The organism is Rhizobium sp. CCGE 510 (genome assembly GCF_000292525.1).
Taxonomy (GTDB): domain Bacteria; phylum Pseudomonadota; class Alphaproteobacteria; order Rhizobiales; family Rhizobiaceae; genus Rhizobium.
Window position 1 is genome coordinate 129,887 of sequence record NZ_AEYF01000040.1, and the last position, 22,634, is coordinate 152,520.

At 62.2% G+C, this 22,634-nt stretch carries 24 protein-coding genes; 23 read left to right on the forward strand and 1 reads right to left on the reverse strand.

Translation table 11 applies throughout. The annotated features are described in order from the left end of the window. Window positions 1–55: 55 nt before the first annotated feature. Genes tsaD through RCCGE510_RS18780 form a run of 5 tightly spaced genes read left to right on the forward strand, consistent with a single transcriptional unit; the run spans window position 56 to window position 3,530 of the window. Window positions 56–1,153, forward strand: coding sequence for a tRNA (adenosine(37)-N6)-threonylcarbamoyltransferase complex transferase subunit TsaD (gene tsaD, locus RCCGE510_RS18760; RefSeq protein WP_007632514.1), 1,098 nt, complete (start codon window positions 56–58; stop codon window positions 1,151–1,153). Then, window positions 1,150–2,133 (forward strand): NAD(P)H-dependent glycerol-3-phosphate dehydrogenase, encoded by a 984-nt coding sequence (locus RCCGE510_RS18765; RefSeq protein ID WP_007632516.1) that lies wholly within the window; start codon window positions 1,150–1,152, stop codon window positions 2,131–2,133. The genes tsaD and RCCGE510_RS18765 overlap by 4 nt, the downstream gene beginning before the upstream one ends. A gap of 9 nt (window positions 2,134–2,142) precedes the next feature. Continuing rightward, window positions 2,143–2,436, forward strand: coding sequence for a YciI-like protein (locus RCCGE510_RS18770; protein WP_007632518.1), 294 nt, complete (start codon window positions 2,143–2,145; stop codon window positions 2,434–2,436). A gap of 3 nt (window positions 2,437–2,439) precedes the next feature. Next, window positions 2,440–2,871 carry an EVE domain-containing protein gene (locus RCCGE510_RS18775; RefSeq protein ID WP_007632523.1) on the forward strand — a complete coding sequence of 144 codons (432 nt, stop codon included), beginning with the start codon at window positions 2,440–2,442 and terminating at the stop codon, window positions 2,869–2,871. Next, window positions 2,868–3,530 carry a methyltransferase gene (locus RCCGE510_RS18780; RefSeq protein ID WP_007632525.1) on the forward strand — a complete coding sequence of 221 codons (663 nt, stop codon included), beginning with the start codon at window positions 2,868–2,870 and terminating at the stop codon, window positions 3,528–3,530. Before RCCGE510_RS18775 ends, RCCGE510_RS18780 begins: the two co-directional genes overlap by 4 nt. Here the strand turns inward: RCCGE510_RS18780 and RCCGE510_RS18785 are convergent. After that, window positions 3,527–4,015 (reverse strand): hypothetical protein, encoded by a 489-nt coding sequence (locus RCCGE510_RS18785; RefSeq protein ID WP_007632527.1) that lies wholly within the window; start codon window positions 4,013–4,015, stop codon window positions 3,527–3,529. The two genes, RCCGE510_RS18780 and RCCGE510_RS18785, sit on opposite strands and share 4 nt — an antisense overlap. Before the next feature lie 313 nt (window positions 4,016–4,328). Between RCCGE510_RS18785 and sdhC the strand changes: the two genes are divergently transcribed. The 18 genes from sdhC to RCCGE510_RS18875 all read left to right on the forward strand — a co-directional run bounded on the left by sdhC (window position 4,329) and on the right by RCCGE510_RS18875 (window position 22,632). After that, window positions 4,329–4,724 (forward strand): succinate dehydrogenase, cytochrome b556 subunit, encoded by a 396-nt coding sequence (gene sdhC, locus RCCGE510_RS18790; RefSeq protein ID WP_007632530.1) that lies wholly within the window; start codon window positions 4,329–4,331, stop codon window positions 4,722–4,724. Window positions 4,725–4,734: 10 nt separating this feature from the next. Then, entirely contained in the window at window positions 4,735–5,115 is a 381-nt protein-coding gene (sdhD, locus tag RCCGE510_RS18795) for a succinate dehydrogenase, hydrophobic membrane anchor protein (protein ID WP_007632532.1), read from the forward strand. 7 nt (window positions 5,116–5,122) lie between these two features. Continuing rightward, window positions 5,123–6,964 (forward strand): succinate dehydrogenase flavoprotein subunit, encoded by a 1,842-nt coding sequence (gene sdhA, locus RCCGE510_RS18800; RefSeq protein WP_007632534.1) that lies wholly within the window; start codon window positions 5,123–5,125, stop codon window positions 6,962–6,964. 18 nt (window positions 6,965–6,982) lie between these two features. Further along, window positions 6,983–7,762 carry a succinate dehydrogenase iron-sulfur subunit gene (locus tag RCCGE510_RS18805; protein WP_007632536.1) on the forward strand — a complete coding sequence of 260 codons (780 nt, stop codon included), beginning with the start codon at window positions 6,983–6,985 and terminating at the stop codon, window positions 7,760–7,762. 316 nt (window positions 7,763–8,078) lie between these two features. Further along, on the forward strand, window positions 8,079–8,591 hold the full coding sequence (locus tag RCCGE510_RS18810; protein ID WP_007632537.1) for a protease inhibitor Inh/omp19 family protein: 513 nt from the start codon (window positions 8,079–8,081) through the stop codon (window positions 8,589–8,591). 64 nt (window positions 8,592–8,655) lie between these two features. Then, entirely contained in the window at window positions 8,656–9,819 is a 1,164-nt protein-coding gene (gene zapE / locus RCCGE510_RS18815; RefSeq protein ID WP_007632539.1) for a cell division protein ZapE, read from the forward strand. Between the two features lie 178 nt (window positions 9,820–9,997). Continuing rightward, a complete protein-coding gene (gene mdh, locus RCCGE510_RS18820; protein WP_007632540.1) occupies window positions 9,998–10,960 on the forward strand; it encodes a malate dehydrogenase in 963 nt (320 codons plus the stop codon). A 36-nt stretch (window positions 10,961–10,996) separates the two neighbouring features. Continuing rightward, complete coding sequence (gene sucC / locus RCCGE510_RS18825; RefSeq protein WP_007632541.1) at window positions 10,997–12,190, forward strand: ADP-forming succinate--CoA ligase subunit beta; 1,194 nt, start codon at window positions 10,997–10,999, stop codon at window positions 12,188–12,190. A 19-nt stretch (window positions 12,191–12,209) separates the two neighbouring features. Beyond that, window positions 12,210–13,112 (forward strand): succinate--CoA ligase subunit alpha, encoded by a 903-nt coding sequence (sucD, locus tag RCCGE510_RS18830; RefSeq protein WP_007632542.1) that lies wholly within the window; start codon window positions 12,210–12,212, stop codon window positions 13,110–13,112. Window positions 13,113–13,282: 170 nt separating this feature from the next. After that, complete coding sequence (locus RCCGE510_RS18835; protein WP_007632543.1) at window positions 13,283–16,267, forward strand: 2-oxoglutarate dehydrogenase E1 component; 2,985 nt, start codon at window positions 13,283–13,285, stop codon at window positions 16,265–16,267. A gap of 15 nt (window positions 16,268–16,282) precedes the next feature. Next, the gene (locus tag RCCGE510_RS18840) at window positions 16,283–16,591 is read left to right on the forward strand and encodes a YciI family protein (RefSeq protein ID WP_037079201.1); all 309 of its coding nucleotides are present in this window, start codon (window positions 16,283–16,285) and stop codon (window positions 16,589–16,591) included. Window positions 16,592–16,631: 40 nt separating this feature from the next. Then, window positions 16,632–17,900 carry a 2-oxoglutarate dehydrogenase complex dihydrolipoyllysine-residue succinyltransferase gene (odhB, locus tag RCCGE510_RS18845; protein WP_007632550.1) on the forward strand — a complete coding sequence of 423 codons (1,269 nt, stop codon included), beginning with the start codon at window positions 16,632–16,634 and terminating at the stop codon, window positions 17,898–17,900. An 11-nt stretch (window positions 17,901–17,911) separates the two neighbouring features. Beyond that, window positions 17,912–18,661 carry a DUF4241 domain-containing protein gene (locus RCCGE510_RS18850; protein WP_007632552.1) on the forward strand — a complete coding sequence of 250 codons (750 nt, stop codon included), beginning with the start codon at window positions 17,912–17,914 and terminating at the stop codon, window positions 18,659–18,661. After that, window positions 18,658–19,188: a hypothetical protein gene (locus RCCGE510_RS18855; protein WP_007632554.1), complete on the forward strand. Its 531-nt coding sequence runs from the start codon at window positions 18,658–18,660 to the stop codon at window positions 19,186–19,188. The genes RCCGE510_RS18850 and RCCGE510_RS18855 overlap by 4 nt, the downstream gene beginning before the upstream one ends. Further along, entirely contained in the window at window positions 19,185–19,937 is a 753-nt protein-coding gene (locus RCCGE510_RS18860; RefSeq protein WP_007632556.1) for an SDR family oxidoreductase, read from the forward strand. The genes RCCGE510_RS18855 and RCCGE510_RS18860 overlap by 4 nt, the downstream gene beginning before the upstream one ends. A 19-nt stretch (window positions 19,938–19,956) precedes the next feature. Next, entirely contained in the window at window positions 19,957–20,595 is a 639-nt protein-coding gene (locus tag RCCGE510_RS18865; RefSeq protein ID WP_007632563.1) for a LysE family transporter, read from the forward strand. Window positions 20,596–20,621: 26 nt separating this feature from the next. Beyond that, on the forward strand, window positions 20,622–22,028 hold the full coding sequence (gene lpdA / locus RCCGE510_RS18870; protein ID WP_007632564.1) for a dihydrolipoyl dehydrogenase: 1,407 nt from the start codon (window positions 20,622–20,624) through the stop codon (window positions 22,026–22,028). Window positions 22,029–22,131: 103 nt separating this feature from the next. Then, window positions 22,132–22,632, forward strand: a complete 501-nt coding sequence (locus RCCGE510_RS18875) for a cytochrome b/b6 domain-containing protein (RefSeq protein ID WP_007632565.1) — start codon at window positions 22,132–22,134, stop codon at window positions 22,630–22,632. Window positions 22,633–22,634 lie beyond the last annotated feature (2 nt).

The following is a 22,634-nucleotide window of genomic DNA, read 5'->3' on the forward strand; positions in this document are numbered from 1 at the left end:
TACCGGAGTTCTCGTAAACGGGTTTCCATCCCATCGCAATCAACGAACAGGCTTCATGGCTCCCTTTCTGCGCATCCTTGGCATCGAAACGAGCTGCGACGAGACCGCCGCTGCGGTCGTCGAGCGCGATGCGGAGGGGCATTCCAACGTGCTGTCGGACGTCGTGCTTTCCCAGCTCGACGAGCATAGCGCCTATGGCGGTGTGGTGCCGGAGATCGCCGCGCGCGCCCATGTCGAGGCGCTGGACGAGCTGATCGAGGAGGCGCTGAAGCGCGCCAATGTGTCGCTGGCTGATATCGACGCCATTGCCGCCACGTCGGGACCGGGGCTGATCGGCGGGCTGCTTGTGGGATTGATGACCGGCAAGGCGATCGCCAGGGCCGCCGGCAAGCCGCTTTATGCGGTCAACCATCTCGAAGGCCATGCGCTGACGGCGCGGCTGACGGACGGGCTTTCCTTTCCCTATCTGATGCTGCTCGTCTCCGGCGGCCATACCCAGCTGATCCTGGTGCGCGGCGTCGGACAGTATGAGCGCTGGGGCACGACGATCGACGATGCGCTCGGCGAGGCCTTCGACAAGACGGCAAAGCTGCTCGGTCTGCCCTATCCCGGCGGCCCGGCGGTGGAACGGATGGCGCGCGACGGCAATCCCGATCGCTTCAATTTTCCGCGGCCACTGGTCGGCGAGGCACGGCTCGATTTCTCCTTCTCCGGCCTGAAGACGGCGGTGCGGCAGGTGGCGCAGGATATCGCGCCGCTCAGCGATCAGGATGTGGCGGATATTTGCGCCTCGTTTCAAAAAGCGGTTTCGCGCACGCTGAAGGATCGCATCGGCCGCGGCCTGCAGCGGTTCAAGACGGAGTTTGCCGCGACCGATGAGAAGCCGGCGCTTGTCGTTGCCGGCGGTGTCGCCGCCAATCTCGAACTGCGCGGCACGCTGCAGGCGCTCTGCGACAAAAACGGCTTCCGCTTCATTGCGCCGCCGCTGCATCTCTGCACCGACAATGCGGTGATGATTGCCTGGGCAGGACTGGAGCGAATGGCGACCGGTGCCGCGCCTGATCCGCTCGACGTCCAGCCGCGCTCGCGCTGGCCGCTCGATTCCCATGCGGAAACGCTGATCGGTTTCGGCAAGAGAGGGGCCAAGGCATGAGCGAAAACATCGCCGTCGTCGGATCGGGGGCTTTCGGCACGGCGCTTGCCGCCGTCATCGCCCTTGCCGGCCGCAGCGCGGTGACGCTCGTCGGGCGCAATCCTTCGCTAATGGCCGATCTGAAGGCCGAACGGCTGCATGATGCGGTGCTGCCCGGCATTTCTCTGCCGGATACGCTGGAATTTGCCGCCGAGGCGGCATCGATTGCCGACGCCTCCATCGTGCTTTTTGCGATGCCGTCGCAGGCACAAGCGGATGCGGCCCGCCAATACGGACCCTATCTTTCCAAGGATGCCGTTGTCGTCACCTGCGCCAAGGGCATCGAGCGGGCAACCGGCAATCTTCTGACCGACATGCTGGAACGGGAACTGCCGGACCATTCCGTCGCCGTGCTCTCCGGCCCGGGTTTTGCCGCCGATATCGCCAAGGGCCTGCCGACGGCGATGGCGATTGCGGCTGAGGATATGGAGGTCGCGGAGCGGCTCGCCCAGGCGATTTCCGGCCGGACCTTTCGGCTCTACGCTTCCAGCGACCGGATCGGCGTGCAGCTCGGCGGCGCGCTGAAAAACGTCCTGGCGATCGCCTGCGGCATCGTCGAAGGCGGCGGCATCGGCGATTCCGCCCGTGCGGCGCTGATTGCGCGCGGGCTTGCGGAAATGTCGCGCTTCGTCGTCGCCAAGGGCGGGCAGGCGGATACTGTGCGTGGGCTTTCCGGCCTCGGCGATCTGGTGCTGACGGCGACGAGCCATCAATCGCGCAATCTGCGCTTCGGCATCGCTCTCGGGCGCGGCGAAAAGGCCGATCCGCTGCAGGGCGCGCTGGTGGAAGGTGCGCTTGCTGCGTCCGTCGCCTCGCGGCTTGCGGCAGAGCTTGCGGTCAGCATGCCGATCACCGATGCCGTTTCCGCCATCATCGACGGCAGGCTCGATATATCAGAGGCGATAGAGCAGCTGATGACGCGTCCGATCACCACCGAATAGGAGACAGACATGCTTTTCGCCCTTCTTTGCAAGGACAAGCCGGGACATCTGAACGTGCGCATGGAGACGCGCCCGACACATGTCGAATATCTGAACGGGTTGAACGCCGAGGGAACGCTGAAGATCGCCGGCCCATTTCTCGATGACGAGGGCAAGGCCTGCGGCAGCCTGATCATCGTCGAAGCGGAGACGAAGGAAGCGGCGCGGGCGCTTGCCGATGCCGATCCTTATGCCAAGGCCGGACTGTTCGAAAGTGTGGACGTCAAGGCCTACAACTGGGTCTTCAACAAACCGGAGGCGTGAGGCATGGCGCACTGGCTTTATAAATCCGAACCAGCCTCCTGGTCCTGGGAGCAGCAGAAGGCTGCCGGCGAAAAGGGCACGGAATGGACCGGTGTCCGCAACTATCTGGCGCGTAACAACATGCGGGCGATGCAGATCGGCGACAAAGGGTTTTTCTATCATTCCAATGACGGGCTCGAAGTTGTCGGCATTGTCGAGGTCTCGGCGCTGTCGCAACCCGATTCCACCGCCAAGGGCGACCCGAAGTGGGATTGCGTCCATATCCGCGCCGTCATGGACATGCCGAAGCCGGTGACGCTGAAGGATGTCAAGGCGAGCGAGAAGCTCGCCAAGATGGCGCTCGTCACCTCGATGCGGCTTTCGGTGCAGCCGGTGACGGATGACGAATGGGCCGAAGTCTGCCGCATGGGCGGATTGGACAATCCGCCGCGTTGAAGACCGATCCGGAAGCCTTCATCAGGGCCAATACCAGCCCAATGGCGCCGCCGCATGTGCCGGAGATTTCACTCTATCTGGCCAGCGAGGCGCATGAGCTGTGGTTGAAGACGGAGGAGGAGCTGGAGGCGATCGGCCTGCCGCCGCCCTTCTGGGCTTTCGCCTGGGCGGGTGGCCAGGGACTGGCGCGCTACATCCTCGATCATCCGGACGTGGTGCGCGGCAAGCGGGTGCTGGATTTCGCCAGCGGTTCCGGTCTTGTCGGCATTGCAGCGGCGATGGCCGGTGCCCTGGAGGTTACCGCCAATGATATCGATCCCTGGGCGGAGACGGCAGTCCGGCTGAATGCCGAGGTCAATGGCATTTCGCTCGGCTTTACCGACGCCGATCTGATCGGGCAGGCGGTCGACGCGGATATCGTGCTTGCCGGCGACGTTTTCTATGACCGCGCCTTTGCCGATGCGCTCATTCCCTGGCTGTCGCGGCTGGCGACGGAGGGTAAGTTGGTTCTGGTCGGCGATCCCGGCCGCAGCTACCTGCCTCCGGATCGGCTGGAATTCTGCGCGGCCTATGAGGTGCCGGTGACGCGGGCGCTCGAAGACAGCGAAATCAAGAAGACGACGGTGTGGCGGTTTGCTTCCGGCTTGTCCTGCCTCTAAGGCCGGATGACGCAGACATTGGCCTCATAGGCGCAAGGGTCGTCCCGGACGGCGACGTCGATGACCTTTGCTTTCGGTGCCAAAGCTTCAGGCCGTCCGGGCGGATAGAACCTATAGCCGCCGACATAGGTTCCGCCATCAGCCTGATAGACATAAGAAGAGCCGGCATAGGTGTCGCCGCCGTCATAACCCCGGGGCTCGGGAGGGACGATGACGAGATTGCTGCGCCCGACGCGATTGGTCGCCGCCGATGAAAACTGCTTCAGCACCGGCATCCTGTCTCTGTCGGCCCGACGGCCATAAGCATGATCGAAACGGATACCGCGATCGCGCCAGTTCACACGTTCGCCGAGAAACGATCCGCCATGGAAAGCGTGACGATGGCCGGGAAAGCGATGATCGTTATGCCGGTCGCCGGCCGCGGCCGGGAATGCGGCAAGCGCTGACAGGGCAAGCAGGGTGACTGCGGACAGACTGCGAAACATGGATGCCGGCCTCCGGAATTCCGATCGTTAACAAATCGTTAACGCCAGATTGCGCCAAAAGCCGAGGCTTGTCCATTCAGGCTGGAGAATATGCATAAATATTGAGCGGAAAAGACCAGTTTCTTTAGCCCGCAAACTTCCCGGTAACGCGAATCGATTAAATTAAAAGCCGACAGCGATTGTGCTTGTCGTCGGCGTTCCCGGTGATTAAACGTCGCAATTGATGCAACGCACACAGAGAATTTGTCATTCGTGTGGTTGACTGAGCATGCTCCGAAATCCGGGAGCGCAGAGAAGCCGCCGCGAGGTTCTGATGGCGAACGTGACAAATAACCGGCCCCTATCGCCGCATCTGCAAATTTACAAACCTATTCCCACCATGGTCATGTCCATCGTCCACCGCATTACCGGTAGCGCGCTTTACGTCGGCACGCTGCTGGTCGCCTGGTGGCTGATCGCAGCGGCAAGCGGCCAGGGTTCCTATGACTGGGCCAACTGGGTGCTGGGCAGCCTTCTCGGCAAGCTCGTGCTGCTCGGCTATACTTGGGCGCTGCTGCACCACATGCTCGGCGGTTTCCGCCACTTCATGTGGGACCTCGGCTACGGCTTCGGGAAAGAATTCTCGACCAAGCTCGCCATCGCCAACATCATCGGGTCGCTCTGTCTGACCGTGCTGGTCTGGGTGATCGGCTTCCTCATTCGCTTCTGAAGGTCCTCTCATGGATATGCGCACCCCCCTCGGCAAGGTTCGCGGGCTCGGCTCCGCCAAGGACGGCACGGACCATTTCTGGCGCCAGCGACTGACGGCCGTCGCCAATGTTCCGCTGATCCTGTTCTTCCTCATCTTCCTGCTCACCTATGCCGGCGCGCCCTATGCGGACGTGGTTCGTGCGCTGTCGAACCCCTTCGTCGCGGTCATCATGGGGCTGATGGTGATCTCCGGCGTCATCCATATGAAGCTCGGCATGCAGGTCATCATCGAGGATTACGTGCATGGCGAGTTCGGCAAGATCGCGCTGCTGATGCTGAACACGTTCTTTGCGATCGTGATCGCCGGCCTCTGTCTGTTCGCCATCCTGAAAATCGCATTCGTAGGATAAGCTCGATATGGCACCGACCTCACCCGCCCAGAACGGCAAGGCCTACAAGTATATCGATCACTCCTACGACGTGATCGTCGTTGGCGCCGGCGGCGCCGGCTTGCGCGCCACGCTCGGGATGGCCGAGCAGGGTTTCCGCACGGCCTGCATCACCAAGGTATTCCCGACCCGCTCGCACACGGTCGCGGCCCAGGGCGGCATTGCCGCCTCGCTGCGCAACATGACGCCCGATAGCTGGCAGTGGCACCTTTATGACACCGTCAAGGGTTCCGACTGGCTCGGCGACGTCGACGCCATGCAGTATCTGACCATGGAAGCGCCGAAGGCGGTCTATGAGCTCGAGCATTACGGCGTGCCGTTCTCGCGCAACGAGGAAGGCAAGATCTATCAGCGCCCGTTCGGCGGCCATATGCAGAATTACGGCGAAGGCCCGCCGGTACAGCGCACCTGCGCCGTTGCCGACCGTACCGGCCACGCCATCCTGCATACGCTCTACGGCCAGTCGCTGCGCAACAATGCCGAATTCTTCATCGAGTATTTCGCACTCGACCTGATCATGTCGGAAGACGGCAGCCGCTGCACCGGCGTCGTCGCCTGGTGCCTCGATGACGGCACCATTCATCGCTTCGCCGCCAAGATGGTGGTGCTGGCGACCGGCGGCTACGGCCGCGCCTATTTCTCGGCAACCTCAGCCCATACCTGCACCGGCGACGGCGGCGGCATGGTGGCGCGTGCCGGCCTGCCGCTGCAGGACATGGAATTCGTCCAGTTCCACCCGACCGGCATCTATGGTTCGGGCTGTCTGATCACCGAAGGTGCGCGCGGCGAAGGCGGCTACCTCGTCAACTCTGAGGGCGAGCGCTTCATGGAGCGCTACGCGCCGTCGGCCAAGGATCTTGCCTCGCGCGACGTCGTTTCGCGCTGCATGACGCTGGAAATCCGCGAAGGCCGCGGCGTCGGCAAGAACAAGGACCACATCTTCCTGCATCTCGACCATCTCGATCCAGCCGTGCTGCATGAGCGGCTGCCAGGGATTTCCGAGAGCGCCAAGATCTTTGCCGGCGTCGACGTCACACGCGAGCCGATCCCGGTCCTGCCGACCGTTCACTACAATATGGGCGGCATTCCCACGAATTATTGGGGCGAGGTGCTGAATGCCGACAGCGCCAATCCGGAACGGATCATCCCCGGACTGATGGCCGTCGGTGAAGCCGGCTGCGCCTCGGTGCACGGCGCCAACCGCCTCGGTTCCAACTCGCTGATCGACCTCGTGGTCTTCGGCCGCGCCGCTGCGATCCGCGCCGGCGAGGTGATTGATCGTGCAGCGCCGATCCCGCATCTGAACGTCGCAGCCTGCGACAAGATCATCGACCGCTTCGACGGTCTGCGTCATGCCAGCGGCGGCACGCCGACGGCGGAACTGCGCGAGAAGATGCAGCGCGCCATGCAGGAAGATGCGGCGGTGTTCCGTACGCAGGAATCGCTGGCATCCGGTTGCCGCCGCATTTCGGCGATCTGGCAGGAAATGCGTGACATCAAGGTCACCGACCGCTCGATGATCTGGAACTCGGATCTGGTGGAAACGCTGGAACTGCAGAACCTGATGGCCAACGCCATCACGACGATCTACGGCGCCGAGGCCCGCAAGGAGAGCCGCGGTTCGCATGCCCGCGAGGACTATACCGAGGGCGCATTCGCCGGCCGCGACGACGTCAACTGGCGCAAGCACACGCTTTCTTGGGTCAACGAGGCAGGCGACGTGAAACTCGATTACCGGCCGGTTCACACCGAGCTTATCGCCGAAGGCATCGATCCGCATAAGATCGAGCCGAAGGCTCGCGTGTACTGATCTCAAGAGGAACCGGACATGGTTGAACTCGCTCTCCCCAAGAATTCCCAGATGCGCGAAGGCAAGGTCTGGCCGAAGCCGGCCGGTGCCAAGAACACCCGCGAATTCCGCGTCTACCGCTGGAGCCCGGATGACGGCCAGAACCCGTCGATTGACACGTTCTACATCGATGTCGACGATTGCGGGCCGATGGTGCTCGACGGCCTGCTCTACATCAAGAACAAGATCGATCCGACGCTGACGCTGCGCCGCTCCTGTCGCGAGGGCATCTGCGGATCCTGCGCGATGAATATCGACGGCACCAACACGCTCGCCTGCACCAAGGGCCTCGACGATATCAAGGGCTCGGTGAAGATCTATCCGCTGCCGCATTTGCCCGTCGTCAAGGATCTGGTGCCTGACCTCACCAACTTCTATGCCCAGCATCGTTCGATCGAACCGTGGCTGAAGACGGTGTCGCCGGCGCCCGCCAAGGAATGGAAGCAGAGCCACGAGGACCGTCAGAAGCTCGACGGCCTCTATGAATGCATCCTCTGCGCCTGCTGTTCGACCTCCTGTCCGAGCTACTGGTGGAACGGCGACCGCTATCTCGGACCGGCCGTTCTGCTGCAGGCCTATCGCTGGCTGATCGATTCCAGAGACGAGGCGACCGGCGAGCGTCTCGACAATCTCGAGGACCCGTTCCGGCTTTATCGCTGCCACACGATCATGAACTGTGCGCAGACCTGCCCGAAGGGCCTGAACCCGGCCAAGGCGATCGCCGAAATCAAGAAGATGATGGTCGAGCGCCGGGTCTGATCGGCATGCAGATGGCGGAAGAGACGGCTTCGATCTCGAAGCCGTCACGAAGATCAGGTGGTAGTGAAGCGCTATTCCGAGATATTATGGGAGTTCGACAGGGATCCGCACAGAGATCAGCGTGCGCAACACCTTGCTGACAAATTCTATGTGCAGGAAGTTTTGCAGCGGGGCAGTTGAACTGTATCGTTTTTCGATTAGTTGTTGGCACGGGCAATTTATGCAGTTCGACTTTATTAACCAAAGCGAATTACGGTAATCGGACTTGTCTCACGCCCGTTTCTCTGCGGCGACAGCCGAATTCAGGAGTATGATGATGCAGTTGCGATATGCGATGACAGGTCTGGTAGTGGTTCTGTCGCTAGCCGGTTGTCAGCGTACGGCATATGATTACAGCTCCAGCCCGAATGCCGGGCCGGCACCGCTGACGGCGCAGCCGGTTCCCTCGGTGCAGGGCGGGCAGCTTCCGCCGGTCAACAATGCGCAGTTTCCAGCCGCGCCGACGACGACGGCGCCGATGCCGGGTGCGCAGCCCGGCGCAATGGCCGCAAATGCGCTTGATGTCACCAAGGAATCGATGGTCGGAAGCTGGCGCGTCAATGGCAGCTGCGACATGTTCCTGACGCTGACCAATCTCGGCAGCGGTTCGCGCGGCGGTACGCGCGGCTGCGTCGGCGAGCTGACGGCGATGGGTTCCTGGGAGGTTGCCGGCAAGCAGGTGCTGCTCAAGGACCGTTCGGGCAATCAGCTCGGCAGCGTCTACAAGACGGCCGACAACCGCTTCCAGGGACAGACCAGCACGGGCCAGCAGATCAGCCTCAGCCGGTAAAACGAACCGGCGCGGTAAACCACCGGCGGGCCTCCGCCGATGTCTGACAGGCGGATAAGCCCTCATGCAGCCAATGCCCGATTATGCGCTCAGCGTCTGCGAACAGCTTAAAGCGCTGACCGCATCGGGCGCGTTGCAGGTCGACTCCGCCCAGATGGACGTGGCAAAGAGCCTGGATCGGGTGCTGGCCGGGCTGAAGCAGCGGCGGCCGGCGGCAAAATCGAGCGCGCTGGGCTGGCTGTTTGCCGCCAAGAAGAAATCGGCCGACGGCATCAACGGGCTTTACATCCACGGCAGTGTCGGCCGCGGCAAGACCATGCTGATGGACATGTTCTTCTCGTTGGCGCCGTGCAAGAAGAAACGCCGGGCGCATTTCCACGAATTCATGGCGGACGTGCACAACCGCATCGCGGCGCACCGGCTGAAGCTTAAGAACGGCGAGACGAAGCAGGCCGATCCGATGCCGCCGGTTGCCGCGGCCCTCTATGACCAAGCAGAACTGCTCTGCTTCGACGAATTCACCGTCACCGATATCGCCGATGCAATGATCCTGTCGCGGCTGTTTACCGAGCTTTTCGCGCGCGGATGCGTGCTGGTCGCGACCTCGAATGTCGAGCCCGACAATCTCTACATGGATGGTCTCAATCGCGGCCTCTTCCTGCCCTTCGTCGCTCTTCTCAAGCAGCATGTCGATGTCGTTACCCTGGGTTCGCCGACCGACTACCGCATGGAGAAGCTGAGCAGCCAGCCGGTCTATCTGGTGCCGATCAACGATCATAACGATATGGCGATGGATGCGTCTTGGACGCAGGCGCTGCACGGGCGCAAGGCGCAACCGCTGGATATTCCGATGAAGGGGCGCCACATCCACGTGCCGCTTGCCGTTGACCGCATGGCGCGGTTCTCCTTCGACGATCTCTGCGACAAGCCGCTCGGGCCGGCCGACTTCCTGGCCATCGCCGAGCGTTTCGATACAGTCTTCGTCGATCACATTCCCTTGCTCAGGCCGGAAAAGCGAAACCAGATCAAACGCTTCATCATTCTGGTCGATACGTTTTACGATCATGCCGTGCGGCTCTACATCTCGGCAGCGGCGATGCCGGAGGAACTGCTGGTGCAGCGCCGCGGCACCGAGGGTTTTGAGTTCGACCGCACCACATCCCGCCTTTTCGAAATGCGCAGCGCCGAATATCTCGCACTGCATCATGAAAAGCGCGCCGCCGAGTAACAATTCGGTGACACGATATCTTACGTTTACGTAAGATATTTAGTATCTAAACGATTGAAATTGCTGCATCAAAATTAATGGATTGCCATTTTTAGGCTTTGGGTCTATGCGATTGCGTCATTCGGCTGCGCCTTGCTGCGCATCGCTCGACGAATTTGATCGCAAAGGAAACAGCGAAATGGCGCGTAACAAGATCGCACTCATTGGTTCTGGCATGATTGGTGGCACATTGGCGCACCTCGCCGGCCTGAAGGAACTGGGCGACATCGTCCTCTTCGACATCGCGGACGGCATTCCCCAGGGCAAGGGTCTCGATATCGCACAGTCCTCTCCGGTCGAAGGCTTCGACGTCAACCTGACGGGCGCCAGCGACTATTCCGCGATCGAAGGCGCCGACGTTTGCATCGTTACCGCCGGTGTCGCCCGCAAGCCGGGCATGAGCCGCGACGATCTTCTCGGCATCAACCTCAAGGTCATGGAGCAGGTCGGGGCCGGCATCAAGAAGTATGCGCCGAACGCCTTCGTGATCTGCATCACCAACCCGCTCGACGCCATGGTCTGGGCGCTGCAGAAATTCTCCGGCCTTCCGGCCAACAAGGTCGTCGGCATGGCCGGCGTTCTCGACTCGTCGCGTTTCCGTCTTTTCCTCGCCAAGGAATTCAACGTGTCCGTCCAGGACGTCACCGCCTTCGTGCTCGGCGGCCATGGCGACACGATGGTGCCGCTTGCCCGTTACTCGACGGTCGGAGGCATTCCGCTCACCGACCTCGTCACCATGGGCTGGGTCACCAAGGAACGTCTCGAAGAGATCATCCAGCGCACCCGTGATGGCGGCGCCGAAATCGTCGGCCTGCTGAAGACCGGCTCGGCCTACTACGCGCCGGCCGCCTCGGCGATCGAGATGGCTGAATCCTACCTCAAGGACAAGAAGCGCGTGCTGCCCTGCGCTGCCCAGCTGACCGGCCAGTACGGCGTCAAGGACATGTATGTCGGCGTTCCCACCGTCATCGGCGCCGGCGGCGTCGAGCGCATCATCGAGATCGACCTCAACAAGACCGAGAAGGAAGCCTTCGAGAAGTCCGTCGGCGCCGTCGCCGGTCTTTGCGAAGCCTGCATCAACATCGCGCCTGCGTTGAAGTAGTCGACGCGCGCTGAGTCATCAAACAGGGATAAACCCATGAACATTCATGAATATCAAGCCAAGGCTCTGCTGAAGGGCTATGGCGCACCGGTTGCCGAGGGCGTGGCTATTCTCAAGGTTGAAGAGGCTGCGGCTGCCGCCAAGTCGCTTCCCGGCCCGCTTTACGTGGTCAAGAGCCAGATCCATGCCGGCGGCCGCGGCAAGGGCAAGTTCAAGGAACTAGGCCCCGATGCCAAGGGCGGCGTGCGTCTCGCCAAGTCGATCGACGAAGTGGTCGCCCATGCCAAGGATATGCTCGGCAACACGCTGGTGACGGCGCAGACCGGCGAGGCCGGCAAGCAGGTCAATCGCCTCTACATCGAAGACGGCGCCGACATCGCTCGCGAGCTCTATTGCTCGATCCTTGTCGACCGCTCGGTCGGCCGCGTTGCCTTCGTCGTGTCGACCGAAGGCGGCATGGACATCGAAGCGGTCGCCCATGACACGCCCGAGAAGATCCATACGATCGCCATCGATCCGGAAGCCGGCGTCACGGCTGCCGACGTTGCTGCGATCTCCAAGGCGCTCGCCCTCGACGGTGCTGCCGCCGAAGATGCCAAGTCGCTGTTTCCGGCGCTCTACAAGGCCTTCAACGAGAAGGACATGGCGCTGCTCGAGGTCAATCCGCTGATCGTCATGAAGGACGGTCACCTGCGCGTCCTCGACGCCAAGATGTCCTTCGACGGCAATGCGCTTTTCCGTCACGATGACGTCAAGACGCTGCGCGACGAGACCGAAGAAGACGCCAAGGAAATCGAGGCCTCCAAGTGGGATCTCGCTTATGTCGCCCTCGACGGCAATATCGGTTGCATGGTCAACGGCGCAGGCCTCGCCATGGCGACGATGGACATCATCAAGCTCTACGGCAAGGAGCCGGCCAACTTCTGCGACGTCGGCGGCGGCGCCGGCAAGGAAAAGGTTGCTGCGGCTTTCAAGATCATCACCGCAGACCCCAAGGTCGAAGGCATTCTCGTCAACATCTTCGGCGGCATCATGAAGTGCGATGTCATTGCCGAGGGCGTGATTGCCGCGGTCAAAGAAGTCGGTCTCAAGGTTCCGCTCGTCGTGCGCCTTGAAGGCACCAATGTCGAGCTCGGCAAGAAGATCCTGAACGAGTCGGGTCTGGCGATCACGGCGGCTGACGACTTGGACGATGCGGCCAAGAAGATCGTCGCGGCGATCAACGGCTAATTTTGAAGGATCTGAAAGAATGTCAATTCTCGTCAATAAAGACACCAAGATCCTCGTTCAGGGTCTGACCGGCAAGACCGGCACGTTCCACACCGAACAGGCGCTCACCTATTACGGCACGCAGATGGTCGGCGGTATCCACCCGAAGAAGGGCGGCGAAACCTGGACCGGCGCAAAGGGCGAAAACCTGCCGATCTTCGCAACCGTTGCCGAGGGCAAGGAAAAGACCGGCGCCGACGCGACCGTCATCTATGTTCCGCCGGCCGGCGCCGCCGACGCGATCATCGAGGCGATCGATGCCGAGATCCCGTTCATCACCTGCATCACCGAAGGCATCCCGGTCATGGACATGGTGCGCGTCAAGGCTCGCCTCGATCGCTCCAAGTCGCGGCTGCTCGGCCCGAACTGCCCGGGTATCCTGACGCCGGAAGAATGCAAGATCGGCATCATGCCGGGCTCGATCTTCCGTAAGGGTTCGGTCGGCATCGTGTCCCGCTCGGGTACGCTGACCTATGAAGCCGTGTTCCAGACTTCCAACGAAGGCCTCGGCCAGACCACGGCCGTCGGCATCGGCGGCGACCCGGTCAAGGGCACCGAGTTCATCGACGTCCTGGAAATGTTCCTCGCCGACGAAGCCACCCAGTCCATTATCATGATCGGCGAAATCGGCGGTTCGGCAGAGGAAGATGCTGCACAGTTCCTCAAGGATGAAGCCAAGAAGGGCCGCAGCAAGCCGATGGCTGGTTTCATTGCCGGCCGCACGGCGCCGAAGGGCCGCACCATGGGCCATGCCGGCGCCGTTGTCTCCGGCGGCAAGGGCGATGCGGAATCGAAGATCGCGGCAATGGAATCGGCAGGCATCAAGGTGTCGCCGTCTCCGGCCCGCCTCGGCAAGACGCTGGTTGAAGTCCTCAAGGGCTAAACCAACTTATACCCGGGCGGAGGAGCGGCATCTGCGCCTTCCGCCCGGTCTTGACGGCACGAGACTTGCAGATGCGCCGCGGACAGGCGGCAATCGGAATGCGGCAGCCGGCGATCAAGCCGGCAAATTCATCAAAGTCAGGAGGCGGGCGGAAGCGTCCGCATATCACCATGGCACGGCAAGAAGCCAACGAGCAGTTTCAGGTCACCTCGTTTCTGGATGGCGCCAACGCTGCCTATATCGAGCAGCTCCATGCGCGCTACGAAGAGGACCCCGCCTCGGTCGACGATCAGTGGCGGACCTTCTTCAAGGCGCTGGAGGAAGATCCCAGCGATGTGAAGAGGGCGGCCAAGGGAGCTTCCTGGCGTAGGAAGAACTGGCCGCTGGCCGCCAGCGGTGACCTGGTGTCGGCTCTCGATGGCGATTGGGGCATCGTCGAGAAGGTCATCGAGACCAAGGTCAAGGCAAAGGCCGAAGCGCAGGGCAAACCTGCCGACAGCACCGACGTGCTGCAGGCGACGCGCGATTCCGTGCGCGCCATCATGATGATCCGCGCCTACCGCATGCGCGGCCACCTGCATGCCAAGCTCGACCCGCTCGGCATCGCCGCTCCGGTCGACGACTATCGCGAGCTGTCGCCGGAGAATTACGGCTTCACATCAGCCGATTACGACCGCAGGATCTTCATCGACAACGTGCTCGGCCTGGAATATGCGACCATCCGCGAGATGATCGATATCCTCGAGCGCACCTATTGTTCGACGCTCGGCGTCGAATTCATGCACATCTCCAATCCGGAAGAGAAAGCCTGGATCCAGGAGCGTATCGAAGGGCCGGACAAGGGCGTCGCTTTCTCGGCCGAGGGCAAGAAGGCAATCCTTGCCAAGCTCGCCGAAGCCGAGGGCTACGAACAGTTCCTCGACGTCAAGTTCAAGGGCACCAAGCGTTTCGGCCTCGACGGCGGCGAGTCGCTGATCCCGGCTTTGGAGCAGATCCTCAAGCGCGGCGGCCAGCTCGGCCTCAAGGAGGCCCTGTTCGGCATGGCCCACCGCGGCCGCCTCAACGTGCTCTCGCAGGTCATGGGCAAACCGCACCGGGCGATCTTCCACGAGTTCAAGGGCGGCTCGGCCGCTCCCGACGAGGTCGAAGGTTCGGGCGACGTCAAGTACCATCTTGGCGCCTCCTCCGACCGCGAATTCGACGGCAACAAGGTGCATGTCTCACTAACGGCCAATCCGTCGCATCTCGAAATCGTCGATCCCGTCGTCATGGGCAAAGCCCGCGCCAAGCAGGACATGAATGCCACCGTCTGGGACGGTGACATCATTCCGCTTTCCGAACGCGCCAAGGTTCTTCCGCTGTTGATCCACGGCGACGCAGCCTTCGCCGGCCAGGGCGTAATTGCCGAAATCCTCGGCCTTTCCGGTCTGCGCGGCCACCGCGTCGCCGGCACCATGCATGTCATCATCAACAACCAGATCGGCTTCACCACGAACCCGGCCTTCTCGCGTTCGTCGCCCTATCCGTCCGACGTCGCCAAGATGATCGAGGCGCCGATCTTCCACGTCAACGGCGACGATCCGGAAGCGGTGGTCTATGCGGCCAAGGTTGCGACCGAATTCCGCATGAAGTTCCACAAGCCGGTGGTGCTCGACCTGTTCTGCTACCGCCGCTACGGCCACAATGAAGGCGATGAACCGTCCTTCACGCAGCCGAAGATGTACAAGGTTATCCGCGGCCATAAGACCGTGCTGCAGATCTACGCGGCCCGCCTCGTCGCAGAGGGCCTGCTCACCGAAGGTGAGGTCGAAAAGATGAAGGCCGACTGGCGCGCCCATCTCGAACAGGAGTTCGAGGCCGGCCAGCACTACAAGCCGAACAAGGCCGACTGGCTTGATGGTGAGTGGTCGGGCCTGCGCGCGGCCGACAATGCCGACGAGCAGCGCCGCGGCAAGACTGCCGTGCCGATGAAGACGCTGAAGGATATCGGCCGCAAGCTGTCGGAGATCCCGGCGGGCTTCACCGCGCACCGCACGATCCAGCGCTTCATGGAAAACCGCGCCAATATGATCGCCACCGGCGAAGGTATCGACTGGGCGATGGCCGAAGCGCTCTCCTTCGGCGCGCTTTGTGTCGAAGGCAGCAAGATCCGCCTGTCCGGCCAGGATTGCGAACGCGGCACCTTCTCGCAGCGCCACTCGGTTCTCTACGATCAGGAAACCGAGGAACGCTACATCCCGCTCGCCAATCTTTCGCCGACGCAGGGTCGCTACGAAGTCATCAATTCGATGCTTTCGGAAGAGGCGGTGCTTGGTTTCGAATACGGCTATTCGCTTGCCCGCCCGAATGCGTTGACGCTCTGGGAAGCGCAGTTCGGCGATTTCGCCAATGGTGCGCAGGTGGTCTTCGACCAGTTCATCTCGTCGGGTGAACGCAAGTGGCTGCGCATGTCGGGCCTCGTATGCCTGCTGCCGCATGGCTACGAAGGTCAGGGTCCGGAACACTCCTCGGCCCGCCTCGAGCGTTTCCTGCAGCTCTGCGCAGAAGACAACATGCAGGTCGCCAACGTCACGACGCCGGCGAACTACTTCCACATCCTGCGCCGGCAGCTGAAGCGCGACTTCCGCAAGCCGCTGATCCTGATGACGCCGAAGTCGCTGCTGCGCCACAAGCGGGCAGTCTCGACGCTTGCCGAAATGGCAGGCGAATCCGCCTTCCATCGCTTGCTCTGGGACGATGCCGAGGTGATCAAGGACGGCCCGATCAAGCTGCAAAAGGACAACAAGATCCGCCGCGTCGTCATGTGCTCCGGCAAGGTCTATTATGACCTTCTCGAAGAGCGTGAAAAGCGCGGCATCGACGATGTCTATCTCCTGCGTGTCGAACAGCTCTATCCGTTCCCGGCAAAGGCGCTGATCAACGAGCTGTCGCGCTTCCGCAATGCCGAGATGGTCTGGTGCCAGGAAGAGCCGAAGAATATGGGCGCATGGTCGTTCATCGACCCCTTCCTCGAATGGGTGCTCGCCCATATCGATGCAAAATACCAGCGCGTCCGTTATACCGGCCGTCCGGCCGCCGCCTCGCCGGCGACGGGCCTGATGTCAAAGCATCTGTCGCAGCTCGCCGCATTCCTCGAGGATGCATTGGGCGGTTAACACAAGGGGGGCGCAATGGCTTATTTCTTTCTGAGATTGCTGCCGCCGCGCCCCACTTTCCCGCATGACGGGACCGGAGAGGAAATGGCGGCGATGGAACGCCACGTCGAATACTGGCACCGGCACGCCCTTGCGGGATCGGCGATCGTCGTCGGTCCCGTGTTCGAGGGTGAAGGTGCCTTCGGCATGGCGATTGTCGAAGTCGAGGATCAGGCGGCGGCCGAGGTGCTTGCCGATGGTGATCCGATCATCGCTTCCGGTTTCGGTTTCCGTTTCGATATCCTGCCGATGCCCTCGATCATCTTGCGGCCGCCGGCCGTCTGAAACGCATTAAACGAACACACACGAAATCAGGATCTGAACAATGGCCACAGAAATCCGCGTTCCAACTCTCGGTGAATCCGTCAGCGAGGCAACCGTCGGCACCTGGTTCAAGAAGGTCGGCGACATCATCAAGGCCGACGAGCCGATTCTCGAGCTTGAAACCGACAAGGTGACCATCGAAGTTCCGGCGCCGACCTCAGGCACGCTTTCGGAAATCGTCGTCGCTGCCGGCGAGACCGTCGGCCTCGGCGCGCTGCTCGGGCAGATCGCCGAAGGTGCTGTCGCTGCCGCCGCGCCCGCTGCTGCGGCACCGGCCGCCGCTCCTGCCCAGCCAGCCGCGGCTGCTCCTGCTCAGCCGGCGCCGGTTGCCGCTGCTGCCGCATCGTCGTCGTCGAGTGCTTCCGTCTCCACCATGCCGCCGGCACCGGCGGCTTCGAAGATGCTTGCTGAAAACAACCTTTCGGCCGACCAGGTCGATGGCAGCGGCAAGCGCGGCCAGGTGCTGAAGGGCGATGTCATCGCTGCCGTCGCCAAGGGCATTTCCGCTCCGGCGGCAGCACCGGCTGCAACGCCTGCTGCCCCGCGTGGCCCGTCGACGGTCGAGGATGCTTCGCGCGAAGAGCGCGTGAAGATGACGCGCCTGCGCCAGACGATCGCCAAGCGCCTGAAGGACGCCCAGAACACCGCTGCGATGCTGACCACCTACAACGAGGTGGACATGAAGGCGGTCATGGACCTGCGCAACAAGTACAAAGACATTTTCGAGAAGAAGCATGGCGTCAAGCTCGGCTTCATGGGCTTCTTCACCAAGGCGGTGACGCATGCGCTGAAGGAATTGCCGGCGGTTAATGCCGAGATCGACGGCACCGACCTTATCTACAAGAACTACTGCCATGTCGGCATGGCCGTCGGCACCGACAAGGGCCTCGTCGTTCCCGTCATCCGTGACGCCGACCAGATGTCGATCGCCGAAATCGAGAAGGAACTCGGCCGTCTTGCCAAGGCAGCCCGTGATGGCTCGCTGTCGATGGCCGACATGCAGGGCGGCACCTTCACCATCACCAATGGCGGCGTCTACGGCTCGCTGATGTCGTCGCCGATCCTCAACGCACCGCAGTCCGGCATTCTCGGCATGCACAAGATCCAGGAGCGGCCGGTGGCGATCGGCGGCCAGGTGGTCATCCGTCCGATGATGTATCTGGCGCTGTCCTACGATCACCGCATCGTCGACGGCAAGGAAGCCGTCACCTTCCTCGTGCGCGTCAAGGAAAGCCTGGAAGATCCGGAACGCCTGGTTCTCGATCTTTAAGGGAGTTTTCCATGCGGAACCGGATCATGCGAGCGGCGCGTCTTTTTCTCTGCGCTGCCGCCACGCATGTCCCGGTTTCAGCAGCAGCGGCCGGATTCGATATCAGCAAGGCAAGCAGCAATTTCGAACTGGTGGCGCTCAGCGACGCCGAACTTTCCGGCCGGTCGATCGGCGTGATCCATATGGGCAATGTCGAGTTGACCTCGGGGCGCATCGTTGCCGCCGACCCGCTCGCCCAGCCCGATCGTCCGGCGCTGGCAAGAACGGTTGCGCCGGGCGAATATCCGCTGACGCTCTACCGAGCCTTCGGGCGGATCGCCGCCGCCAGCATGCGGTTTGCCGAGGGCAAGCCGGATCATTGGGAGCTTGCGGTCCTGCCGGGGCAGGACGTAGCGACGCTGAAGGACGGCGAAATCTTCGGTTACCCCGTCGATGCCGGCCTCGGCTGTTACATGGATGCCGAGACGCTTGGTCTGATCGGAGAACGTGAAGCGCAGGTGCAGGCGCAAAAACCTGACGCCGATATCAATTATTACGATGATGTGCTGGCATCGGACCTCGACGCCAACAAGGGCGCTTACGCGCTGCACCGGCCGGTCGCCGGCAAGAAGGGCAATGTCGCGGTCTTCTGGAGCGGTTGGGGCGACGGCTTCTATCCGGTTTTCTGGGGGCTCGATCGCGATGGCCGGGCACTGGTGCTGCTGACCGATTTCAACGTTGTCGAGAATGCCGACGGGCGGAAGGAACCGAAGCTGCAATGAGCGGGAGGATCGGGATTACGGCGAAACGGAAGGGCGTGGCTGCGATCGCAGCCGCGGCGTTTTTCGCCGTTCCGGTATCGACGCTCAGTGCCGCCTGCAAGCAGGAACAGGCCATTTACGTCGATCGCGACGGGGCATACGAGTTGCGCTTTGCCCCACTGAATTCACAGTCGGCTGCGGCGAGCAATCAGTTCAAGGTCAGTGCGCTGAAGACATCCGTGGTGATGGAAGGCTATGTGATGCCGTCGGAAGATCCGGTTCGCGCCATCGGCATCTTGATGTTCAATTGTCCCGAGGGTGACGCGACCGGCGCCGATCTTAATGCCTGCACCGTCTGGCAAGGCGCCGTCTATGGCATGGATGCCAAGGGCGAAATGGACAATCTGCAGCCGGAAGGTGCCCTGGCGGCTGAAAGGCTGGTGTTTCCCGGTCTCGGTCCCGCCATCCGCCAATCCAGCGCCTGGGGCGAGGGCAAGGCTACCGTGGCGCCCTGGGACGTGCTGACATTCAAGGAGTGCGCAATATGAGTGATGCACCGGTTGTTCTCGTGACCGGCGGAAGCCGGGGCATCGGCGCGGCCGTCTCGCGGCTCGCCGCGCGCCAGGGCTGGCGTGTCGCGGTTAATTACGCCGCCAACCGGAAGGCCGCGGACGCCGTTGTTGCGGCGATTGCAGAAGGCGGCGGCGCGGCCGTGGCGATCGAGGGCGATGTCGGCAAGGCTGCGGACATCGTCGCGATGTTTGCAGCGGTCGACCGGCATTTCGGCCGGCTCGACGGGCTGGTCAACAATGCCGGCGTCGTCGACTATCCACAGCGCGTCGATGAGATGGCAGCAGAGCGGATCGAACGCATGATGCGCATCAATGTGACCGGCTCCATGCTCTGCGCCGCAGAGGCCGTGCGCCGTATGTCGAGCCGGCGCGGTGGCCAGGGCGGCGCGATCGTCAACGTCTCCTCGATGGCGGCGATCCTCGGTTCGCCGACGCAGTATGTCGATTATGCCGCCTCGAAGGCGGCGATCGACACGTTCACCGTCGGGCTTTCGCGCGAGGTCGCCGCCGAGGGCATTCGCGTGAACGCCATCAGGCCCGGCGTCATCGAAACCGATCTCCATGCATCCGGCGGGCTGCCGGACCGGGCCCGCGAAATGGCGCCATCGATCCCGATGCAGCGCAGCGGCACACCCGAGGAGGTGGCGGGTGCGATCCTCTATCTCCTTTCCCCTTCGGCTTCCTATATAACCGGCGCGATCCTCAACGTCAGCGGCGGCCGCTAAAAGATAGGGCGAAAACAGCATGCCTTACATCCTCGAATTCCTCGGCCTGATGGCCGTCTTCTCGATCTTCATCGTCGTGCCGGGGGCTGATTTCGCCGTCATTCTGCGCCAGAGCATCGTGCATGGGCGGCGCGCCGCCATCATGACCGGGCTCGGCATGGGTTTCTCTCTGCTCTTTCATATCAGCTACACCATTCTCGGCCTCGGCCTGATCGTCTCGAAATCGCTGATGCTGTTTGCGGTCATCAAATGGGCTGGCGTCGCCTATCTGGTCTATCTCGGCATCAAGTCGTTCCGCGCCCCCGGCTTCAAGGTGCAGGAGATTGAGGTGACGGCCGAAGACCGCAAGCCGGTCTCGATGCTGAAGTGCCTCGGCATGGGTTTCATCACCAATGCGCTGAACCCGAAGCCGGTGCTGTTCTTCCTGTCGCTGTTTTCGACGCTCGTGCATCACGACACGCCGGCGCTGATCCAGTTCTCCTACGGCATCGGCATGGCGACGGCGCTGATCGCCTGGTTTGCCGGGGTCTCCTATTTCTTCACGGTCAAGACGATCCGTGACCGCTTCATTGCCAGCGGCAAATGGTTCAACCGCATCACCGGAGCGGCGCTCGTCGGCTTCGGCTTCCGCCTCGCGCTGTCGCGCGCGGCCGACTAAACGAAAAATCCAAAGGGAAAGAAGCAATGTCCTACGATGTGATCATTATCGGCACCGGCCCGGGCGGCTATGTCTGCGCCGTCAAAGCAGCCCAACTCGGCCTCAAGGTCGCCGTCGTCGAAAAGCGCGCGACCTATGGCGGCACCTGCCTGAACGTCGGCTGCATTCCGTCGAAGGCGCTGCTGCATGCCTCCGAGATGTTCCATCAGGCCGGCCACGGCATGAGCGCTCTCGGGATCGACGTCCCGGCGCCGACGCTCAACCTCGGCAATATGATGGCCCACAAGGACGCCACCGTGAAGTCGAATGTCGACGGCGTCGCCTTCCTCTTCAAGAAGAACAAGATCGATGCCTTTCAGGGCAGCGGCAAGATCGTCTCTGCCGGCAGGGTTGCCGTCGTAGCCGACGACGGCAAGGTGCAGGAGATTGAAGGCAGGAATATCGTCATTGCCACCGGCTCCGACGTTGCCGGCATTCCCGGTGTGCAGGTCGAGATCGATGAGAAGACCATCATCTCGTCCACCGGCGGCATCGCGCTGGAAAAGGTGCCGGAGACGCTGATCGTCGTCGGCGGCGGTGTCATCGGGCTCGAGCTCGGCTCGGTCTGGTCGCGGCTCGGCGCCAAGGTCACCGTCGTCGAATATCTCGACACAATCCTCGGCGGCATGGACGGCGAAGTCTCCAAACAGTTCCAGCGCATGCTCGCCAAGCAGGGTATCGATTTCCATCTCGGCGCCAAGGTCACCGGCGTCGAAAAGGGCGACAAGGGCGCCAAGGTCACCTTCGAGCCGGTGAAGGGGGGCGACAAGGTGGTGCTCGATGCCGAAGTCGTGCTGATCGCCACCGGCCGCAAGCCCTATACGGCGGGGCTCGGCCTCGAAGAAGCGGGTGTTGCGCTCGACAATCGCGGCCGCGTCGAGATCGACGGTCACTTCAAGACCAATGTCGCCGGCATCTATGCGATCGGCGATGTGGTCAAGGGTCCGATGCTGGCGCATAAGGCGGAAGACGAGGGCGTGGCGCTCGCCGAAATTCTCGCCGGCCAGCATGGCCACGTCAATTACGACGTGGTCCCGAGCGTCGTCTATACCCAGCCTGAGATTGCTTCGGTCGGCAAGACCGAGGAAGAGCTGAAGGCCGCGGGCATCGCTTACAAGGTCGGCAAGTTCCCGTTCACGGCCAATGGCCGCGCCCGCGCAATGCTGGCGACAGACGGTTTCGTCAAGGTCCTCGCCGACAAGGAAACCGACCGGGTGCTCGGCGGCCATATCGTCGGCTTCGGCGCCGGCGAAATGATCCACGAGATCGCCGTGCTGATGGAGTTCGGCGGCTCGTCGGAAGATCTCGGCCGTACCTGCCATGCGCATCCGACCATGTCGGAAGCGGTGAAGGAGGCTGCGCTTGCGACCTTCTTCAAGCCGATCCATATGTAATCTTACATATTCGTAACAAAGCATATAGCCGCTTGCCGGAAGGCGGGCGGCTGTTTTAGTTGTTGTGATGCGCAGACTTCAACATTTGACTAAGGTCGAGAAAATGCAGCCGCCGCCCATCATGGCTTACAGTCTCAGCCAACGCTTCCTTCATTGGACGGTGGCGCTGCTGATCTTCTTCAATCTGCTGTTTCCCGACGGCATGAATGTCTGGCATCGGCTGGTGCGCAGGGGACAGGTGCCGACACCGGAGCAGGTTTCGTCGGCGAATATCCATGCCTATGTCGGCATCGCCATCCTGCTGCTTGCGATCGTCCGGCTCGGGCTGCGTTTCACCAAGGGCGTGCCGGCCGAGGCTGCCGAGGAACCGGCGATCTTCCTTCTTGCGGCGCGGCTTGCCCATGCCGGTCTCTATATCCTGATCTTCGCCATACCGCTTACGGGCATCGCCGCCTACTATTTCGGCATCAATGCCGCCGGTTCGCTCCACGCGGACATCCTGAAGATCATCCTCTGGGCGCTGATCGCGGCGCACGTCGCCGGCGCGCTCGTCCATCAGTTCTATTGGAAAACCAATGCGCTGCGCCGGATGACGCTCGGCTGAGC

Excerpts from the sequence above, each read along its gene's own strand:
- RCCGE510_RS18850 (WP_007632552.1), top strand. The coding sequence starts at position 17,912 with ATGCGGAACCGGATCATGCGAGCGGCGCGTCTTTTTCTCTGCGCTGCC.
- zapE (WP_007632539.1), top strand. The coding sequence starts at position 8,656 with ATGCAGCCAATGCCCGATTATGCGCTCAGCGTCTGCGAACAGCTTAAA.
- lpdA (WP_007632564.1), top strand. The coding sequence starts at position 20,622 with ATGTCCTACGATGTGATCATTATCGGCACCGGCCCGGGCGGCTATGTC.
- RCCGE510_RS18810 (WP_007632537.1), top strand. The coding sequence starts at position 8,079 with ATGCAGTTGCGATATGCGATGACAGGTCTGGTAGTGGTTCTGTCGCTA.
- RCCGE510_RS18770 (WP_007632518.1), top strand. The coding sequence starts at position 2,143 with ATGCTTTTCGCCCTTCTTTGCAAGGACAAGCCGGGACATCTGAACGTG.
- RCCGE510_RS18840 (WP_037079201.1), top strand. The coding sequence starts at position 16,283 with ATGGCTTATTTCTTTCTGAGATTGCTGCCGCCGCGCCCCACTTTCCCG.
- sdhA (WP_007632534.1), top strand. The coding sequence starts at position 5,123 with ATGGCACCGACCTCACCCGCCCAGAACGGCAAGGCCTACAAGTATATC.
- RCCGE510_RS18860 (WP_007632556.1), top strand. The coding sequence starts at position 19,185 with ATGAGTGATGCACCGGTTGTTCTCGTGACCGGCGGAAGCCGGGGCATC.
- RCCGE510_RS18865 (WP_007632563.1), top strand. The coding sequence starts at position 19,957 with ATGCCTTACATCCTCGAATTCCTCGGCCTGATGGCCGTCTTCTCGATC.
- RCCGE510_RS18805 (WP_007632536.1), top strand. The coding sequence starts at position 6,983 with ATGGTTGAACTCGCTCTCCCCAAGAATTCCCAGATGCGCGAAGGCAAG.
- sdhD (WP_007632532.1), top strand. The coding sequence starts at position 4,735 with ATGGATATGCGCACCCCCCTCGGCAAGGTTCGCGGGCTCGGCTCCGCC.
- sdhC (WP_007632530.1), top strand. The coding sequence starts at position 4,329 with ATGGCGAACGTGACAAATAACCGGCCCCTATCGCCGCATCTGCAAATT.
- tsaD (WP_007632514.1), top strand. The coding sequence starts at position 56 with ATGGCTCCCTTTCTGCGCATCCTTGGCATCGAAACGAGCTGCGACGAG.
- RCCGE510_RS18835 (WP_007632543.1), top strand. The coding sequence starts at position 13,283 with ATGGCACGGCAAGAAGCCAACGAGCAGTTTCAGGTCACCTCGTTTCTG.
- RCCGE510_RS18765 (WP_007632516.1), top strand. The coding sequence starts at position 1,150 with ATGAGCGAAAACATCGCCGTCGTCGGATCGGGGGCTTTCGGCACGGCG.
- sucD (WP_007632542.1), top strand. The coding sequence starts at position 12,210 with ATGTCAATTCTCGTCAATAAAGACACCAAGATCCTCGTTCAGGGTCTG.
- RCCGE510_RS18775 (WP_007632523.1), top strand. The coding sequence starts at position 2,440 with ATGGCGCACTGGCTTTATAAATCCGAACCAGCCTCCTGGTCCTGGGAG.
- RCCGE510_RS18875 (WP_007632565.1), top strand. The coding sequence starts at position 22,132 with ATGCAGCCGCCGCCCATCATGGCTTACAGTCTCAGCCAACGCTTCCTT.
- mdh (WP_007632540.1), top strand. The coding sequence starts at position 9,998 with ATGGCGCGTAACAAGATCGCACTCATTGGTTCTGGCATGATTGGTGGC.
- RCCGE510_RS18785 (WP_007632527.1), bottom strand. The coding sequence starts at position 4,015 with ATGTTTCGCAGTCTGTCCGCAGTCACCCTGCTTGCCCTGTCAGCGCTT.
- odhB (WP_007632550.1), top strand. The coding sequence starts at position 16,632 with ATGGCCACAGAAATCCGCGTTCCAACTCTCGGTGAATCCGTCAGCGAG.
- RCCGE510_RS18855 (WP_007632554.1), top strand. The coding sequence starts at position 18,658 with ATGAGCGGGAGGATCGGGATTACGGCGAAACGGAAGGGCGTGGCTGCG.
- sucC (WP_007632541.1), top strand. The coding sequence starts at position 10,997 with ATGAACATTCATGAATATCAAGCCAAGGCTCTGCTGAAGGGCTATGGC.